We start from the raw sequence: 17,086 nt of genomic DNA, 5'->3' as shown, positions 1-17,086 counted from the left end.
CCCCGGGTGCCAACGAGGGAGAATACCATGCTGAAGTTCATTCTGTCGCTGATCTACAACGAACACATCCGTCCCTGGTAACATATGATATCGTTCGAGGGGGCGTCTTGCCCTTGCACGGAAGTGCCCCTTCGGACTTTTAACTAATTTTTGCGTGACGAATCACTTTTCTGTCGATGTGATTTCGTTTCGACCATTATCGCATGAATCGCAACCCACTCCGCGCATTATTGCGGAGGGTGCCATGCTGTAACGTCATCATATCGAGCAGATAGTTCTGGCGAAGCCGCCATGGGCTGCGCTCCCCTTGCACCGGCAGGTCATCGGCCGCCCGGGTGATATAGCCCGAACTGAACGATACGAACGGCCGGATCGCCATTGATTCGTCGCTGTTTACCGGCACCACCGATCGCGCCCCCGTCCGTTGCATCCGTCGCAGCAACCGGCACAGATAGGCAGCGGTCAGGTCCGCCTTCAGCGTCCACGACGCGTTGGTATAACCGAAGGTGTGGATCAGGTTCGGCACACCCTCGAACATCATGCCCCGATAGAGCAGGCGACCGGCAAAGCCGATCGGATGACCGTCGACACGAAAGGCGATCCCGCCCGCCATCTTCACGCGCAGCCCCGTCGCCGTCACGATCAGATCCGCCGGGATGGTCGCGCCCGATGCCAGCCGCACCCCTTCCGGTATCAACCGGTCGATGCTGTCCGTGACGATGGAGGCACGCCCCTCCCGCAGCGCGGCGAACAGATCGCCGTCCGGGCTCAGGCACACTCGCTGATCCCATGGTCGGTAACGCGGCGTGAAATGGACACCCGCATCGTGCGCCGGCCCGATCGCCTTCTGCGCCGCCGCCACGATACGGTGGGCGACCCGCGTGGGCAGGCGCCGGGCCAGGGCGAAGGTCGCCATCCCGAACGCGATGTTCTTCGCGCGGATCACGGCGTAGGCCGATCGGGTCGGCAGCCAGCGTCGTAACCGGGCCGCGATCGCGTCGACCGCCGGCATCGCCACGACATAGCTCGGCGAGCGTTGCAGCATCGTCACATGTCCGGCGTCCCCGGCCAGCGCCGGCACCAGCGTCACCGCGGTGGCACCGCTGCCGATCACCACCACGCGCCGTCCCCGATGATCGAGATCGGCCGGCCAATGCTGCGGATGCACGATCCGACCAGCAAAGACATCCGCCCCGGCAAATTCCGGCGCATGGCCGCCGTCATAATCATAATAGCCCGCGCACAGATCGACGAACGACGCGGTCAGGACGAAGGGGCCATCCGGTCCCTCCCCCTCGATCCGCCAGCGCGCGGTATCCCCGCACCACGACGCTGCCGTCACCGTCATGCCGAATCGGATATGTCGATCAATGCCATGATCATGTGCCGTTTTTTGCACATAATCGCGGATCGACGCGCCATCGGCGATCGACTTCTCGCCAGTCCATGGCTGGAACGAGAAGCCGAGCGTATGCATGTCCGAATCCGACCGGACGCCGGGGTAACGGAACAGATCCCAGGTACCGCCGATCGCGTCCCGCGTCTCCAGGATCAGCCAGGACGAATCGGGGCAGCGGGTCCGGAGGTGATAGGCAGCGCTTATCCCCGATATCCCCGCCCCGACGATCAGGACATCGACATGGCCGGGCAATGTCGTGGACGACGTCTCCATCGGCCGGCCATGCCACTCCGCCGGCGGAGGGTAAAGCCGGCCGGCGGAGGGCCCGTCAGTAGTTCTTCGAATAGCGCACGCTGCCGCTCGACCCGCCGAACGAGCCGGTCGAGGTCAGGATGCTGAGCGCCCGGGTCAGCGCGATCTCCAACTGCGTGGCGGTGAAGCCGCGGGCATCGGTGACGATCTCCACATAGATGTCGTCGGTCAGGTATTTGCCCGCCGCCAGGCTGGTACCCCGCCCGGTGGTGTCGTCCGCGCCCAGCACCCGCAGCCGGTCGAACCCGGTCGCCGAGCGCAGCTTGCCCAGCGGGTTCAGTCCGCCACCGCCCGACCCGCGCAGCGAGTTGAGCGCGGAGGCCAGCTGGATCGCCTCCATCGCCGACAGGTTTTCGGGATTGGTGCCGAACAGCAGCCGGCTCAACACCTCGTCCTGCGGCAGGTTCGGCGTGGACGTGAAGCTGATCTGCGGCCGCTGCCCGGTGCCGGTGACGTTCAGCGTCGCGGTGATGCCGTCGGTCGTCGTGGTCGCCTGGATGTTAATGTCCGGATCGGTCAGCGCACCGCCACGGAATCGGATGACGCCGCGGCTGACCTCGAACCGCTTGCCCGCGAACGAATAGGTGCCGCGGATCAGGTCGAGCCCGCCGGTGATGACCGGCGCGGTGGAGGTGCCGCCGATCCGCAGGTCCATCTCCCACTCCGATTCGAGCCCCATGCCCGATACGAACAGCTGGTTGTTCGCCCGCACCCGCAGGTCGAGCTTGAACAGGCCGGCCGGTGCCGCCGGGGCGGGCCGGTCGGTGGCTTTGGGGGTCCGCATCGCGCTGCGGCGACGGATGCCGGTCAGTTCCGGCACCTCCGCCGCACCCTGCCGGATGATCTGGTAGCGGGCGTTGGGGATCGTCAACTCGCCCCGGATCAGGCCACCCTGCGGACCGTTGGTCAGCCGCACGGTGCCGCTGGTCGTCGCGGCCAGCGCATCGCTGTCCGCCAGCCGCGCATTGTTCAGCGTGGCACGCAGATCGATCGGGAAGCCCGAATCGGCCGCCAGCCCGATCGATCCCTGCGCCTCGACCGTGCCGTCGCCCGCCCGTGCCGCCAGCCGGGTGATCTCCAGACGGTCGTTGTTGAACCGCCCGGCCAGCTGCATCCGCGACAGTCGCGTGCCATAGGTTTCGTTGTCATAGGTCAGCGCATCGGCCCGGATCACGCCGTTCAACCGTGGCGCCGAAACCCGTCCCGAGAAATCGGCGGCGACCGCGATCGGTCCGGTCAGTTGCTGTCCCTCCAGCGCCGCGAAGGAGAACAGCAGCGACGACGGCCCGTTATACCGGATGCCGCCCGCCAGCGGCGCGGACATCAGCCGCGTCGTCCACGATCCCGCCCCCGGCGGCAGCGGCCTGAGCGTCGCCAGCATCCGGCCGACCACCGTCTGCCCGCTCTTCACCAGCGCACGTGCCTCGCCACCATCGGCCAGCAGATTGCCGGCGAAGACGATGTCGACCGGGGTCGACACCGCGGCCAGCCCGGTGCGGCGGAACTGCGCCACCGTGATCCGTGCATCCGCCGTCGGGATCGCCGACCCGCCCGACTGGGCATAATCGACGCTGCCGGTCGCCTGACCGGAGATGCCCAGATTGGGCACGAACGCACTCAATACCGACAGGTCGAGCCGGTCGAGCCGCAGTTGCGCGCTCGTCGTCCGGCCGAAAGCGCCCGCGATCCGCGCCGATCCCCGATCGAAATCGATTCGCGTGGCCGCCAGGCGATAGTCGCCCGCCACCTTGCGGATACGCGCCGGGTTGGCGGTGCGGAAGTTGATCCCGTTCGCCATGCCTTGCAGCGCGACGAGATAGTCGTCGGGCGCCAGCCGGGCATTCGCCGCCACGCGGAACGGCACGCCGTTCGATCCGGTGAGCAGCGCCTGCGCGGTGCCACGACCGCCGACATAATTCACCTTCGCCCGGGCCGTCTGGATGACGGTGGGGCCATAACGGGTATCGGCCAGTTGCACGTCGGCCACCACCTGCGGCGCGCGCGGCAGCATGACGATGCTGGCATCGACGATCGCGCGTCCGATAGTGAAGTCGACCGGCCCCGGCAGCTTGGCGTTATAGGCCCGCGCGGTCACGTCGGCACGCTGGTTGCCACCCTGGCTAGCCAGCCGGACATTGCCGTTCAGCCCCTGTCCGTTGAACGCCAGCGCCCCCGCGAACGGCCCGGCGGCGGTCTGCACCACCCGCCCGTTGGCGACGATGCCCGCGAACACCACGCGCCGCACATCGACGGCGAGCTGCGCGCCCGGCCGGACCAATACGTCCGCGGTGAAGGGGCCATAATCGGTGCCGCCACTCGCGGTGACGGCATAGGCCCCGTTCCGGCCGACCACCCGCGCCTGCAGATCGACCAGTCCGACCCCGACCCCCGGCCGCGCCGCACGCAGCACGACCACCGGGTTCGTCGCCGATCCGGTGACCCGCGCCGACAGGGGGCCGTATTGGGTGGACACGGCATCGGCGTTCACCGCCACCGCCCCGGTGCGCGGATCGAACCGCCCCTGCCCGCGGGTGATGCGGAACTGGGGCGCGTTCAGCCGCAACCCGCCGAAGGTCACGATACCTTCCGGGCTGTATCCGACATCCGCCCGCAGCACCGCGTTACCGCCCAGGAAATTGCGCGCGCCGTCGTTGAACAGTTGCTTGGTCTGGGCGACGACGCGGCCGGTGATGCCGAACCCGCCATTGGCGCCCGCGACCAGTTTCGCATCGGTCGACAGGTCGATGATGCCGATGGAATCGACGCGGTAGTTGTTGACGCGCCCCTTGAGCGCGCCGGTGTAGCGGCCGGTCTGCACGTTCGCGACGACGATCGCGGTCGCATCGATATTGTCCGACCTGATCCGCAGGTTGTCCGACAGGATGTTCGGCATCGAAATCGCGAAGTCGCCTTGGATGGCGACATTGTTCGCCAGCCCGCCGACCGCCGCATTCAGCCCGGTCACCCGCCGCGCCCGTGCCTTCACCGGCACCAGGATGCGATCGGCATTCACCGTCGCCCGCCCTTCGGCATACAGGTTCTGCGCGGCGATATCGCCGAAGCCCAGCGTGGCGGCGGCGATCTTGTAATCGACCGTCGGCGTCGCGAACGCGCCGTCCAGCACCACCCGCGCGGTGACGTCGCGGCCATTGACGCTGGGCGCGATGACCCCCGGCGTCAGTAGCTTCGCATCGACGGCGAATTGGCCGAACCGGCTGTTGGCCAGATCGAGCACGCCGCCCGCATCCACCGCCAGCGCGCTCGATTGCAGCTTGATGCGCGTATCCGCCCGCCGCTCGTTCAGTGTCGTGTCGATCGCCACCTGCAGGGCCGGGGCGGTCAGCCGTTCGACCGGCCCGGCCAGATACAATCCGGGGCGGGTGGTGCCGCGCACCTCGATATGCCCCGATTTGGCGGTCAGCCCCAGATTCGCCAGCTCGCCGTCGCCCAACCGCGCGATCGCGCGTCCCTGCCACGCCGCCCAGCCGCCGCGCCCGTCGACCGACAGCGCCAGCGGTTGCTTCAGCCCGCCCATCGTCGCCACCAGGCCACCGACCGGCGCGCGCAGCTTCACGTCGACGTCCAGCTTGTCGTCGTCCGGCACCGCGTCCAGCTTCAGCGCCAGACGATCGCCGCCGGCCACGCCCGGCGCCCGCAGCGCGGTCGCGTTCGCCACCAGTTGCGCGCGCCGATCGGCGATATGCACCATGCCGTCGATCGACAGCACATGCGGTTGCCCGGTGACCGGTGCGGCGATCGCGAAACGTCCGATCCTCATCCGGTTCACATCGATGTCGAGATCGGGGAGCAGCGGGGCGTCGGGGTCGCTCGGGGTCGGCTTCAACACCGGCCGCCGCCGCAGGTTGACCGCGTCGGCGACCAGTTCGCGCACGTCGACATGATTGCTGGCAAACGCGAACGGGCGCCAATCGACCGCCAGCTTCGGGCTGTCGAGGAACACGCCCTGCGGATCGCTGACCCGCAGGTCGCTCAGCGTCATCCGGCCATAGAGCGATCCGTCGATCCGCCCCACTTTGATGTTCAGGCCCGATGCGGTCGTATACCCGCCGATCTGGTCCGCGACGAAGCGGCGGCCGGGATCGGTGTTGATCCCGAACAGCACCAGCAACGCCAGCGCCACGACGCCCGCCGCCGTGATGACGACACCCTTGGCGATCCGCCGCCACACCGGCCGCTTGGCCGGGGCGACGGTACCGTCCGGCGCAGTATCATCCATCATCAGAATGCCTGCCCGATCGAGATATAGAGGGCGATCTTGCCGTCGCCAGGTCGCGGATTGAGCGGGGTCGCCACGTCGACGCGGAACGGCCCGAAATTGGTGTAGAAACGCCCGCCGATCCCCGCGCCCCAGCGCAAGGCCGAGAAGGTCGGCAGCGAATCCTCGTAACTATTGCCGGCATCCACGAACGGCACGATCCCGAAATTGCCGAAGCGATATCGCGCCTCGACCGCGAATTCGTTGAGCGAACGACCGCCGACGGGGTTGCGCTTCGCTTCCGGATCGGCGGGATCTATCGGTTCGAACGGCCCCAGCCGCTGATAGCCGTAGCCACGCACCGACCCGCCGCCACCGCCGTAATAACGCCGCGAGGGTGCCAGTTCGTCACGCGAAATGCCCTGGATCGATCCGGCGCGGGCGCGCCCCGCGATCACCAGCCGGTCGTTGATCGGGTAATAGACGGTGCCCTCCACCATCGTGCGGACATAGGGGCTCACCCCGCCGCGCACCGACGTTTCTGGGCTGAGGTTCAGTTTCAGGCGATAGCCCCGCGTCGGATTGAGCAGGCTGTCCGACTGGTCGAACACCACCTGCCCCGGCAGGGCCGCGATGAAGAACGTGCCGCGCCGCCGCCGGTTGAGGTCGAAATCATACACGTCCTCGTTCGTGCCGGTCAGTTCGCCGCCATAGGAATAGGTGAACTTCTTCTGCCAGATCGGCGTCGAATCATAGCTCCACCGAACCGCCAGCGTGCCGATATAGGCCTCATATGCGTCGTAATTCTGGTGGCTGGCGTTGGCGATGATCGAGAAGGTGCGATCGCGCCGCCCCGCATTGGACCGGCGGAAGGTCGCGCCCAGTCCCTGTTCCTGCGTCCCGCCGACTGCGGTCGCGATCAGCGCGCCTTCGTCTGGGAACAGGTTGCGGTGCTGCCAGCTTCCCTCGACCCGCGCGCCCTGTCCCGTCGAATAGCCGGCGGTCGCGGCCAGCGTGCGCGCCGGCCCCTTGGTCTGGCGGACCAGCAGGTCGATCTCCTCGGTGCCGTCCGGCCCGGCGCGGCCGGTGCGCTGCGGCTCCACCGCCACGCTGTTGAACAATCCGGTCGCGACCAGCGCATCGCGCAGGTCGTCGGTCAGCCGCGAATCGTACAATTGCCCCTGCTCGAACCGGGGGAAGATGTTCAGGTGATCCAGCCCGAACACGGTTTCCGGCGCCGCGCCGTTCGTCCCCTTGCCGGCATTGTCGCCCATCACCGCGCCAGCTACCGTCGTCAGCCGCCCAAACGACGATCGGGGGCCCGTGTCGACCGGCAGCGTATAGGCACCCACCGGTTCCGGCCCCTGATCCTCCAGCAGGATATCGCGCTCGCCGACCTTGACGAAGGGATAGCCCTGTTGCGGCAGGACGAGGCTGACATTGGCCTCCGCCCCCTGGATGCGCGCCGCCTCGATCGGGTCGCCGACCTTGATCGGCAGGTTACGCCGGATCAGGTCTTCCGGCACCACCGCAGGCGCCTGCACCGTGATCGACGACAGGTGATACAATTGCCCCGGGGAGGCGGTGACGATCGCCCGCAGTCGCCCGGTCGCGGTATCCGCGCCATCCGCAGCCGGAGCGGCAGCCGCCGGGGCCGTTGCCGGCGTGGCGACCGGCGCAGTGGTCGCCGTGGGATTGGTGGCCACGGGGGCCGTGGCCGCGACCGGCGGCCGTTCGACCACCGACAGCGCCGTCGCATCGTAATAGCCCAGCGACTGCATCAGCCGCACCGCCAGCGCTTCGTCCTCCCTGGCCCGTGCCGCCACTTGCGATGCGTTCGCGGCCTTGCCGTCACCTTCGCGCAAGGCCGACAGCGACTTGAACTCGTCGTCGAGATTGAGGGCGTCCAGCCCGCGCACCACCGTCTCGTACCGGATTTCCGGGCTGTCGGGATTGGCGATGACGGCATCCTGCAACGGCGTGGCGTCGAACGCGGCAAGCGGGGTCAGCGGCTGCGTCAGCGCCGGGTCCCCGGGTCCGACGGGACCCAGCGTTTCGCCCGGTGAAACCGGTGCGGTGGTCGTCGATCCGGCGGCGGGAATGGCCGGCATCGGTTCGAGCGGAGCGTTGATATCACCCGACAGGGGCGGCAGCGCCGCACCGAATTCGGCATCGGGTATGATCGGGCCATTGCCCTGCGCGGGATCGGCCGGCGTGGATGATGCGGGGGCATCCGCCGGTCGCGGCGCATCCGGCCCACGGGCGGGAGCGGTGCCGGGGGCAGAAATCTGCGCGGAAACGGGTACCGATGCCATCAGCGCGACGGCTAACCAGTGATGCCGACGGTCGGATACGATCACGCTGTGCAAAGCCCCTTTCGAAGAGTGTCGCCGTTTGCCGGTACTACACTCAACCACTGCCGCCAACGCGTGGCCTGGCAAAGAGTTCAGTCGATTAACCAGATTGCAGCCGGGATCGCGCGGTTCGTGCCGGCGTTCAGCGTGCCGGCGCGCAGCCGACCAGCCCGGCGACCGGCACGATCACCTGGTCCGCGCCGCCGCGTGCGATCGTCAGCACCCCCTGCGGCACGCCGCCGCCATCGGTCAGGTCGGGGCGGGTCGTGACGGTCATCTCCAGCCGCGCGGTGATGTCGCCCAGCCGATAATCGCCGGTGCCGCCCAGCCCGAATTCGCCGGTGCCCACCTGCGCTACCCGCGCCAGATCGGCGGGCTTCCCGGCCAGCGCCAATCGCAGCCGCGCCGGATCGGCGCCTGCCACCGCCACCAGCTTGCGGTCGGCCACGCTCCACAGATAGGCCGCGCATCCACGCTCGGGCAGCGACTGGCGCTCCAGCGCATCGGGCAACGGAGACATGGCGGGTGACGTGGCAGGCGGGGCCGCGACGGCGGCGGCCTGCAGGGCGAGGAACAGCGCGATCATGCCGGCGATCCTATCATCATCAGCCATGCCGGGTAAGCCGCCAGCGCCAACAGCGTGCCCAGCGGCAGCATGTCCGTCGCCGTCATCGCCCGCCCTGTCGCCTGCCGGAACAGCACCACGCCCAGTCCGATCAGGCCGGCGGTCAGCATGACGGCGGGCAGCATCCGCCAGCCCAGCCACAGCCCGATCGCGCCGAACAGCTTGGGATCGCCCCCGCCCATACCCTCACGCCTCCGCCAGCGGCGATAGCCGGCGGCGATACCCCACAGCAGCGCGAATCCGCCGACGCCGCCGATCAGCCGGTCCGTCAGGGCCGGCGTCCACCCCACGATCCCCGTCGCCACCCCGCCCCCCGCGAGCAACAGGGTCAGCCGGTCGGGCAACCAGAACGCCCGCCAGTCGAGCGCCGCCAGCGCCAGCAGCAGCCAGCCGAAGGCCGCCCCCGCCAGCGCCACCGGCCCCGCCGCGACCCAGCCCGCCGCCGCGCCGATCGCCAGCGCCATCGCCTCGATCTGCCAGTGCACCGGGTCGATCGCCGCCCCGCATCCCCGGCACCGTCCGCGCAGCGCCAGCGCACTTAGCAACGGCACCAGCTCGGCCGGGGTCAGCGCCCGTCCGCAGGCATCGCAGGCGGATCGCCCGCGCATCACCGACCGGTCCTCGGTCCAGCGCACCACCAGCGCCGCGATGAAGCTGCCGACGATCGCCCCCAGCACCGCCAGCGCGATGCCCCAGGTCACCGGGTCAGAGACGTTTGCGGACCAGATATCGATATACCCCCAGCACGTTGATCGCGAACAGCACGCCGTTCTGCGTCGCCAGCGCCCAGTCCCCGGTCAGCCACGCGCCGGTGAACCACGCGACGGACGAGGCGACGAACACCACGAACCCCCACCCCGTCGCGACCCGGCCGAGATCGAGCGACACCACCAGTGCCGCCGCCATGCCCGAGATGGAGGCGAACCATTTGACGATGTTGATCGCATTGTCCATGTCGCGCCGTAACGCACCCGCCCGGCATCGCCATTGATCGTGATCGACTCCGGCGCAGGGCGCGAAAATATAGTCTGGAGAGCTGTCATGATCCCCGCCCCGACCGCCGATGCCGCCACCGATCCTGTCGTGATCCTGTCGTTCGCGCGTACGCCGATGGGCTCGTTCCAGGGCAGCCTTGCCGGCGCCAGCGCGACCCAGCTCGGCGCCGCCGCCGTCCGCGCCGCGGTGGACCGCGCCGGGGTGGATGCCGCCACGGTGGAGCGCATCGTGATGGGTTGCGTCCTGCCCGCGGGGCTGGGCCAGGCCCCGGCGCGGCAGGCGGCGATCGGCGCCGGGCTGGGCGACCATGTCGAGGCGACGACCGTCAACAAGATGTGCGGATCGGGGATGCAGGCCGCGATCATGGCGGCGGAGGCGCTGGCGGCCGGGTCGGCCGACCTGATCGTCGCGGGTGGCATGGAGAGCATGACCAACGCGCCCTATCTGTCGCGGCGTCATCGCGGCGGCGCGCGGATCGGCCACGACACGCTTCACGACCATATGTATCTCGACGGACTGGAGGATGCCTATGAACCCGGCCGGCTGATGGGCCATTTCGCCGAGGAAAGCGCGGCGGAATACCAGTTCACCCGCGCCGCGATGGACGATTTCGCGATCCGGTCGCTGCAACGCGCCCAGGCCGCGCAGACCAGCGGCGCGTTCGACCGCGAGATCGTCGCGGTCGAGGTTCCGGGCCGCAAGGGTTCGACCACCGTCGCGCTCGACGAACAGCCCGCGCGCGGCGATGTGGCGAAGATCCCGACGCTCAAGCCCGCCTTCTCGCGCGACGGGACGATCACCGCCGCCAACGCCTCCTCCATCTCGGACGGCGCGGCGGCGCTGGTGATGACGCGGGCCTCGGTCGCGGAACGGCTTGGTCTCACCCCGGTCGCGCGCGTCGTCGCGCACGCTGCCCACGCCCATGCGCCCGCCAAATTCACCACCGCCCCCGTCTTCGCGATGCGCAAGGCGATGGCACGCGCCGGCTGGTTGATCGGCGATATCGACCTGTTCGAGGTGAACGAGGCATTCGCCGCGGTGGCAATGATCGCGATGCGCGACCTGTCCATCCCGGACGATCGCATCAATGTCCATGGCGGCGCCTGCGCGCTCGGCCATCCGATCGGGGCCAGCGGCGCCCGCGTGCTGGCGACGTTGCTATCGGCGCTGGCGACGACCGGCCAGCGTCGCGGCATGGCCTCGCTGTGCATCGGCGGGGGCGAGGCGACCGCGATGGCGGTGGAACTGATCGACTGACGCGGCGCGTCGCTGCCCCTCGTCCCTGATGAATTATGCCTACCCGGTCATGCCTGTCCGATTGCCGGGCCGGCGCGGCAGTCGTGGTCGTACAATTGCATCCCGGACGGCATCGCCTGCGGCTGTCCCCCCTGCGCCACCGCATGGGCGGCGATCACCGCACGGCCCAGTGCCGCGGTCGGAAACGGCTTGGCCATATAGCCCACCACCAGCGGATTGTCGGTGCGCGCGGGGCAGTTGCCGCTCAGGTACAGGCTGGGGATGCCGAACGCGGCCAGCTGCGCCGCCGCCTCCTCGCCGCTGTCGCCGTCCGCCAGCCGGATGTCGCACAACGCCAGATCGATCGGCTCGCGCATCGCGATCACCATCGCCGCCGCGACGTTCTCTGCCACCCCCACCACCTTGTGCTCGTACAGGGTCAGCGCATCCTCGATCAGCATCGCCACCAGCGCTTCGTCTTCCACCACCAGGATACGCAAGGACTTTCCTTCCACGTCGCCGCCCATCCCGACCTACGTCTCGTTGATGAAATGGATGGTCATGCCCGATCCGTCGCGATCGATCGCGGCATGAAGCTGTCGCAACAACAGGCCGATCGATCGCGGCACCTCCACCCCGTTCCGGTCGTCGCCGGCCAGCGAGGGCGCGGAAAAGCCGACCGCCAGTCGCGCGACCCCGTCCATCATCCGCAGGCCCACCCGGATCATCTCCAGATCGCCATTGCCCAGCAGGATGGCGTGGATCGCCAGCGCCAGCGCCACGCCGCGTTCGACCGACAGGCTGTGGATGCCATCGACCAGCACCGCCACGTCATGCCCGACGGTCTGTTCCGCGACGCCACGCACCAGCGCCTCGACATCCACCTGCCCCAGCCGGTCGGTCGCGTAGAGCGGCCGGTGCGCGGTCGCCATCGCCTCCAGCCGGGCGACCGCCCGGCGTTTTGCGGCGAGCGGCGTATCGGCGTCGGGTACGCCGAATTCCATGCCGACGATGCTGATCGCCAGTTGCAGCGCGTTGCGCACCCGGTGATTCAGTTCGTGCAGCAGGCGTTCCTGCCGCTCCAGCGCGCTGCGCATCTCCGCCTCGGTCCGCAGCCGATGCTTGGCGATCGCGACATAGCTGCACACGATATGGATCAGGTTCAGTTCGTCGGCCTCGAACCGCCCCGCCCAGCGCCGCGCGAAGGCCAGCGTGCCGAGCAGCCGGCCGCCATGGATCAACGGCGTGCAGGCAAAGGCGTCCAGCCCCACGTCCTTGGCGAAATCCAGCGCGGGGTCGGGCGATGACTGGATGGCGGTGACGTGCAGCTTGGACCGGTCGCGCGCCGCCACCCCGCAGATCGGCTGCCCCAGCTCGACGACGGCGGCGCCCGCCGCGTGATGGGGGCTTATGCCGCCATGCGCTTCCAGCACCAGCCGGTCGCCGTCGAGCCGATAGTTGAAGAACACATCCAGCTTCAGTTCGTCACAGATCAGCGCGAACAGCTCGTCCACCATCGCGGCCGGATCGTCGGCGGCCAGCAGTCGTTCGGCGGCTTCGGCAATGATCGTCAGATACCGTCTGGGCAACCCGTCGTGCAACACAGGCGGATCGTCGTGGATCGCAATGATGCCGCCCGGTTGACGTTCTAGCATGGATCAAGTTCTAATGACTGAATCCTTGCCATGCAATGCCGCAACTTCATCAAGTTATTCAATCATTTCGGATTGCTCAACACCCCAAAGCCGTTCGGTTTCAATATAGCCGGTCCGCCCCTCGACATCGAAGCGGCACCAGCCATTGCCGTTACAGTCGCCGATCCGCCCCACCACCCCGGGCGCGGCCTGCCACACCAGCGTCGCGTCGGCGGCGGGGCGCTTGCGCATCGCCGCCGGCCCTTCCCCCCGCACGATCGCGGTCCGGGTGCTGCGCAACAGGTTGGACAGCATCCATCCCTCCGCCCCGTCCGGGTCCTGCACCCGCCGCCATTCCTTGAACACCGCGACCACGCGCAGCGGCAGGTCGCGGCGCTGGTACAGCCAGCTTGCCGGATAGGTGCGTGCCGGCCCGGTACGCATCAGCGCCCGGCCCGGCCCGATCGACCGCCAATAGGGTGGTGCCTGTTTCACCGTCTGTGCCGTGGCGGGGCGGACGGGGATGGTTGTCCCGCCGGCGACGGCGATGACGAGAAGCGCGATGGCCGCGATACGCATTGAACCTGTTCCCTCCGGCGCCGATCGTCTCCCTTTCACGAACGCCGCCGCCAATCAACGTCCGTTGACGCGGCGCGGTCCGTCCGCCAAGCCATCGGGTATGTCCGATACGCGCCGCTGCCCTCATCCGCAGGTGGTCGTCACCCGCGAATTGCCCGATCAGATCATGGATCGGATGGCGGCGTTGTTCGATACCGTGCAGCATCGCGGCGACACCCGCCTGCCGGCCGATGCGTTGCGGGTCGCGGTGGCGGCATGCGACGTGCTGGTGCCCACCGTCACCGATGCGATCGATGCCGCGGTGATCGCCGCCGCCGGACCACGGCTCAGGCTGATCGCCAATTTCGGCGCGGGGGTGAACCATATCGATCTGCGCGCCGCCCGCGCCCGGGGCATCATCGTCACCAACACCCCCGGCGTCCTGACCGAGGATACCGCCGACATGACGATGGCGCTGATCGTCTCGGTCCCCCGGCGGCTGGCGGAGGGGGAGAAACTGGTCCGATCGGGCGAATGGCATGGCTGGAGCCCCGGCGGGATGCTGGGCCACCGCATCGGGGGCAAGACGCTGGGCATCGTCGGGATGGGCCGGATCGGGCAGGCGGTCGCCGCCCGTGCCCGCGCCTTCGGGCTGTCGATCCATTATCACAACCGGCACCGCTTGCCCGCGATCGTCGAGCAGCAACTGGGCGCGATCTGGCATCCCGATCTCGACGACCTGTTGCGCGTGGCCGACATCGTCACCGTCCACACCCCGCTGAACGACGACAGCCGCCTGCTGATCGATCGCCGTCGCCTCGCGCTGCTGCGGCCGCACGTCTACCTCATCAATGCCAGCCGTGGCGGCATCGTCGACGAGGAGGCGCTGGTCGATGCGCTGGAGGCGGGGCACCTCGCCGGGGCCGGGCTGGACGTCTGGGAACACGAACCGCGGATCGATCCGCGCCTGCTTGCCCTGCCCAATGTGGTGATGACTCCGCATATGGGTTCCGCGACCATCGAGGGGCGGCTGGCGAGCGGGGAAAAGGTGATCCAGAATATCCGGATGTGGGCCGACGGTCACCGTCCCCCCGATCAGGTGCTGGACGGCTGGGCATAGATTTCGCAGGCGAAACAACGGGAACGATTGATAGCGCGCAGCTTTTGAAGGGCGTCTCCGGACCCTTCAGCTACGCATCAACAGGAGTTTCCCCATGAAGAAGATCGCCATGTCAGCCGCCCTCGTCGCCGCTGCCGTATCGATGTCGGCCTGCTCGACGCTGCGCGGCGCCGCGATCGGTGGTGCGGGCGGGGCCGGTGTCGCCGCGGTCACCGGCAAGGATGTCGGCAAGGGCGCGGCGGTCGGCGGCACTGCGGGCGCGGTGGTCGGCACCGTCGTCGACTGACGCCATGAAGGGAGGCCCGGTCGATCGCCGGGCCTCCCTTCATTCAATGCGTCAAGACCGTCGTCACCGCCGACGGCAACACCGTTTGTCGCAATCGGTATGATTCAGTTGGAGCCAGCACCCTGACTGTCGGGTGCGACCGGTGTCAGTTCGTAGACCTCCATCGTCTCCCCCGTCAGTACCAGCCGCCACCGGAAGGCACCGATCCGCTCCACTACGCCGATCAGGTCGCGGGTACGGTCGACGCCATAGCCGAGCGACACGTCACCCGCCCGCCGCTGCCGCGCTCCCAGAAATACATATCGGTCCTGCTCAGGGTATAGCCAGCCGCCGGGCAGCGCGGTGCCGGTCTGCTTGGTGAAGCTGACCCGCTCGCCCGTCTCGCCCCCGACATAGCAGAAGAACGGCTTGCCCGACTGCACCGTGCCGCGTGCCAGCGTTACCGAGCGGCACCGGTACGACCCCGGCGGCAGCGCGGGATGCGCCAGCCCGGCATCGGCGCGCAGCAGGTCGCCCTCGCTCCGCAACGCCGCGGCCCCGCGCCGCCCGACACCGGCCCGCGCGGTGGCCCATCGGGCGGGCAGCGCGTCGATCCGCGTCGCATCATCGGGTCGGATCATCGCACGCCAGCCGGACAGCGGCGTCGTCTCGACCACCGCAGTCCCGGCCACGGCGGCCGGCCGGTCACGGGCGGCACACCCCGCCAGCACCGGCACCGTCGCCAAAGCCAGACCGATGATCCGCTTCATTCGATACCTTTCGCCGGCGGGGCCGGCCGTCTCCGTGGATAGGCCCGTCACTGGTGCCGCCGACGCGCCGGAATCATCGGCCAGCGGACACCCGCCACGTCATGCGGGTCGATCGTAAACAAAGGATGAAGACCGGCACGACCCGCCGCCCGCATCAGTCACCCGTCAGGATACGATCCACCAATTGCTTCACCGTCGGCACGAACCCGTTGGAATAGAACGGATCGCGCTTGAAGTTATACGCGGCATGGCCCGCGAACATCAGATTCTGTTCGGTGTCGCCGCCATGGGCGATATCCTGCAGCGTCTTCTGGATGCAGAAGCTGCGCGGATCGGCCAGCCGCCCGGTCGAATTGGTGTCGGTATCCGCCCAGCTGGAAAACAGGCACTGCGACAGGCAGCCCATGCAGTCCGCCTGATCCTTGCGGATCTCCCCCTTTTCCTGCGGCGTCACGAACACCAGCGTGTTGTCCGGCGTCTTCAGCGCATCGGTGAAGCCCGCACCGAACCATTCGCGCGCGCGCAGCAGGTCCGCCTGCGTCACCCAGAAATTCTTGCCCTTCACCCCGACGTCCAGCTGGAAGACATGGTCCCCGCCTTCCTGCATCGAGAACGATACCTGCCGCGCCGATCGTCCCTCCAGCGCGCGCAGGAACGGGTTGCGCACCGCCGACGAATAGAAACCGGTCGGCGAGAAGCGATGCAGCAGCACCTGCCCCTCCTCGATCTCCATCAGCCGGTTCTTCCACCCCTCGGGGATCGGGCTTTCGCGGGTCAGCAACGGGCGCGTGCCGTACTGGAACGCGATCGACCCGAGTTCGGGATTGTCGATCCACTCGTTCCAGTCGCGCAGATACCATACGCCGCCGGCCATCACGATCGGCGTCGAATCGGGAATCCCACCCTCCCGCATCGTATCGCGCAGCGCCTTCACGCGGGGATACGGGTCCTCGGGCTTCAACGGGTCCTCGGCATTGGACAGGCCATTATGCCCGCCCGCCAGCCACGGGTCCTCGTACACCACCGCCGCCAGCCATTCCGCCGCCTTGGAATAGGCGCGTTTCCACAGCGCGCGGAACGCCCGGCCCGACGACACGATCGGCAGATACGATACGCCGTAGGACGAGGTGATCTCCGACAGCTTGTACGGCATCCCCGCGCCGCAGGTCACGCCCGCCACCAGCCCGCGCGTCTGTTCCAGCACGCCGTGCAGGATGCGCGGCGCGCCGCCCATTTCCCACAGCACGTTGATGTTGATCGCACCCTTGCCACCGGCGATGTCGTAGGCGCGCTTCACCTGTTCGACCGCGCCGTCGATCGCGTAGCGGATCAGTTCCTCGTGCCGCGCCCGCCGGGTCAGCTCGTGATAGATCTGCGGGATGATCTTGCCGTCGGGATCGTAGCTGTCGGCGTTGACCGCCGACACGGTGCCGATCCCGCCCGCCGCCGCCCAGGCGCCGGCGGAGGCATGGTTGGTCGCGGCGACGCCCTTGCCGCCCTCCACCAACGGCCACACTTCACGGCCGGCATAGGTGATGGGCTTTAGACCTTTAAACACGGACGACGATACCTTTCCCGGCAGTAAAACGACGTGACGAACC

14 protein-coding genes are annotated in these 17,086 nt (G+C 68.4%); 3 read left to right on the top strand and 11 right to left on the bottom strand.

The window, feature by feature from the left end:
• Window positions 1-196: 196 nt before the first annotated feature.
• From IFT82_RS03585 to IFT82_RS03560, 6 genes are all read right to left on the bottom strand, one after another.
• Entirely contained in the window at window positions 197-1,672 is a 1,476-nt protein-coding gene (locus IFT82_RS03585) for a flavin-containing monooxygenase (protein WP_342355034.1), read from the bottom strand.
• A gap of 55 nt (window positions 1,673-1,727) precedes the next feature.
• Window positions 1,728-5,951 (bottom strand): translocation/assembly module TamB domain-containing protein, encoded by a 4,224-nt coding sequence (locus IFT82_RS03580; protein ID WP_192124618.1) that lies wholly within the window; start codon window positions 5,949-5,951, stop codon window positions 1,728-1,730.
• Entirely contained in the window at window positions 5,951-8,242 is a 2,292-nt protein-coding gene (locus IFT82_RS03575) for an autotransporter assembly complex protein TamA (protein WP_192124616.1), read from the bottom strand. The genes IFT82_RS03580 and IFT82_RS03575 overlap by 1 nt, the downstream gene beginning before the upstream one ends.
• A gap of 181 nt (window positions 8,243-8,423) precedes the next feature.
• Window positions 8,424-8,894 carry a hypothetical protein gene (locus IFT82_RS03570; protein ID WP_244646464.1) on the bottom strand — a complete coding sequence of 157 codons (471 nt, stop codon included), beginning with the start codon at window positions 8,892-8,894 and terminating at the stop codon, window positions 8,424-8,426.
• Complete coding sequence (locus IFT82_RS03565; protein WP_342355033.1) at window positions 8,864-9,607, bottom strand: prepilin peptidase; 744 nt, start codon at window positions 9,605-9,607, stop codon at window positions 8,864-8,866. Before IFT82_RS03565 ends, IFT82_RS03570 begins: the two co-directional genes overlap by 31 nt.
• Before the next feature lie 4 nt (window positions 9,608-9,611).
• A complete protein-coding gene (locus tag IFT82_RS03560; RefSeq protein WP_244646462.1) occupies window positions 9,612-9,860 on the bottom strand; it encodes a hypothetical protein in 249 nt (82 codons plus the stop codon).
• A gap of 87 nt (window positions 9,861-9,947) precedes the next feature.
• Here IFT82_RS03560 and IFT82_RS03555 point away from each other — a divergent pair, with 87 nt between their 5' ends.
• Window positions 9,948-11,159: an acetyl-CoA C-acyltransferase gene (locus tag IFT82_RS03555; RefSeq protein ID WP_192124614.1), complete on the top strand. Its 1,212-nt coding sequence runs from the start codon at window positions 9,948-9,950 to the stop codon at window positions 11,157-11,159.
• Window positions 11,160-11,206: 47 nt separating this feature from the next.
• On the opposite strand, the gene IFT82_RS03550 is transcribed toward IFT82_RS03555, so the two are convergent.
• From IFT82_RS03550 to IFT82_RS03540, 3 genes are read right to left on the bottom strand one after another with little or no spacing between them, the layout of a single operon-like run.
• Window positions 11,207-11,638, bottom strand: coding sequence for a response regulator (locus IFT82_RS03550; RefSeq protein ID WP_192124612.1), 432 nt, complete (start codon window positions 11,636-11,638; stop codon window positions 11,207-11,209).
• 33 nt (window positions 11,639-11,671) lie between these two features.
• Window positions 11,672-12,793 carry a GAF domain-containing protein gene (locus tag IFT82_RS03545; protein ID WP_192124610.1) on the bottom strand — a complete coding sequence of 374 codons (1,122 nt, stop codon included), beginning with the start codon at window positions 12,791-12,793 and terminating at the stop codon, window positions 11,672-11,674.
• Window positions 12,794-12,847: 54 nt separating this feature from the next.
• Window positions 12,848-13,351 (bottom strand): SH3 domain-containing protein, encoded by a 504-nt coding sequence (locus tag IFT82_RS03540; protein WP_192124608.1) that lies wholly within the window; start codon window positions 13,349-13,351, stop codon window positions 12,848-12,850.
• A gap of 100 nt (window positions 13,352-13,451) precedes the next feature.
• On the opposite strand from IFT82_RS03540, the gene IFT82_RS03535 reads away from it, so the two are divergent.
• The gene (locus IFT82_RS03535) at window positions 13,452-14,450 is read left to right on the top strand and encodes a 2-hydroxyacid dehydrogenase (RefSeq protein ID WP_192124606.1); all 999 of its coding nucleotides are present in this window, start codon (window positions 13,452-13,454) and stop codon (window positions 14,448-14,450) included.
• 94 nt (window positions 14,451-14,544) lie between these two features.
• On the top strand, window positions 14,545-14,736 hold the full coding sequence (locus IFT82_RS03530; RefSeq protein WP_192124604.1) for a YMGG-like glycine zipper-containing protein: 192 nt from the start codon (window positions 14,545-14,547) through the stop codon (window positions 14,734-14,736).
• 104 nt (window positions 14,737-14,840) lie between these two features.
• Here the strand turns inward: IFT82_RS03530 and IFT82_RS03525 are convergent, their stop codons facing one another.
• Both IFT82_RS03525 and IFT82_RS03520 read right to left on the bottom strand, forming a co-directional pair.
• Complete coding sequence (locus IFT82_RS03525; RefSeq protein WP_192124601.1) at window positions 14,841-15,485, bottom strand: DUF4893 domain-containing protein; 645 nt, start codon at window positions 15,483-15,485, stop codon at window positions 14,841-14,843.
• 154 nt (window positions 15,486-15,639) lie between these two features.
• Complete coding sequence (locus IFT82_RS03520) at window positions 15,640-17,043, bottom strand: nitronate monooxygenase (RefSeq protein WP_192124599.1); 1,404 nt, start codon at window positions 17,041-17,043, stop codon at window positions 15,640-15,642.
• Window positions 17,044-17,086: the final 43 nt, after the last annotated feature.

Origin of the sequence: Sphingomonas sp. CFBP 8760, from assembly GCF_014841615.1 — a bacterium.
GTDB lineage: Bacteria > Pseudomonadota > Alphaproteobacteria > Sphingomonadales > Sphingomonadaceae > Sphingomonas.
This window is presented reverse-complemented; position numbering and strand designations above follow the sequence as displayed.

Excerpts from the sequence above, each read along its gene's own strand:
- IFT82_RS03585 (WP_342355034.1), bottom strand. The coding sequence starts at position 1,672 with ATGGAGACGTCGTCCACGACATTGCCCGGCCATGTCGATGTCCTGATC.
- IFT82_RS03580 (WP_192124618.1), bottom strand. The coding sequence starts at position 5,951 with ATGATGGATGATACTGCGCCGGACGGTACCGTCGCCCCGGCCAAGCGG.
- IFT82_RS03575 (WP_192124616.1), bottom strand. The coding sequence starts at position 8,242 with ATGGCATCGGTACCCGTTTCCGCGCAGATTTCTGCCCCCGGCACCGCT.
- IFT82_RS03570 (WP_244646464.1), bottom strand. The coding sequence starts at position 8,894 with ATGGCTGATGATGATAGGATCGCCGGCATGATCGCGCTGTTCCTCGCC.
- IFT82_RS03560 (WP_244646462.1), bottom strand. The coding sequence starts at position 9,860 with ATGGACAATGCGATCAACATCGTCAAATGGTTCGCCTCCATCTCGGGC.
- IFT82_RS03555 (WP_192124614.1), top strand. The coding sequence starts at position 9,948 with ATGATCCCCGCCCCGACCGCCGATGCCGCCACCGATCCTGTCGTGATC.
- IFT82_RS03545 (WP_192124610.1), bottom strand. The coding sequence starts at position 12,793 with ATGCTAGAACGTCAACCGGGCGGCATCATTGCGATCCACGACGATCCG.
- IFT82_RS03540 (WP_192124608.1), bottom strand. The coding sequence starts at position 13,351 with ATGCGTATCGCGGCCATCGCGCTTCTCGTCATCGCCGTCGCCGGCGGG.
- IFT82_RS03535 (WP_192124606.1), top strand. The coding sequence starts at position 13,452 with ATGTCCGATACGCGCCGCTGCCCTCATCCGCAGGTGGTCGTCACCCGC.
- IFT82_RS03530 (WP_192124604.1), top strand. The coding sequence starts at position 14,545 with ATGAAGAAGATCGCCATGTCAGCCGCCCTCGTCGCCGCTGCCGTATCG.
- IFT82_RS03525 (WP_192124601.1), bottom strand. The coding sequence starts at position 15,485 with ATGAAGCGGATCATCGGTCTGGCTTTGGCGACGGTGCCGGTGCTGGCG.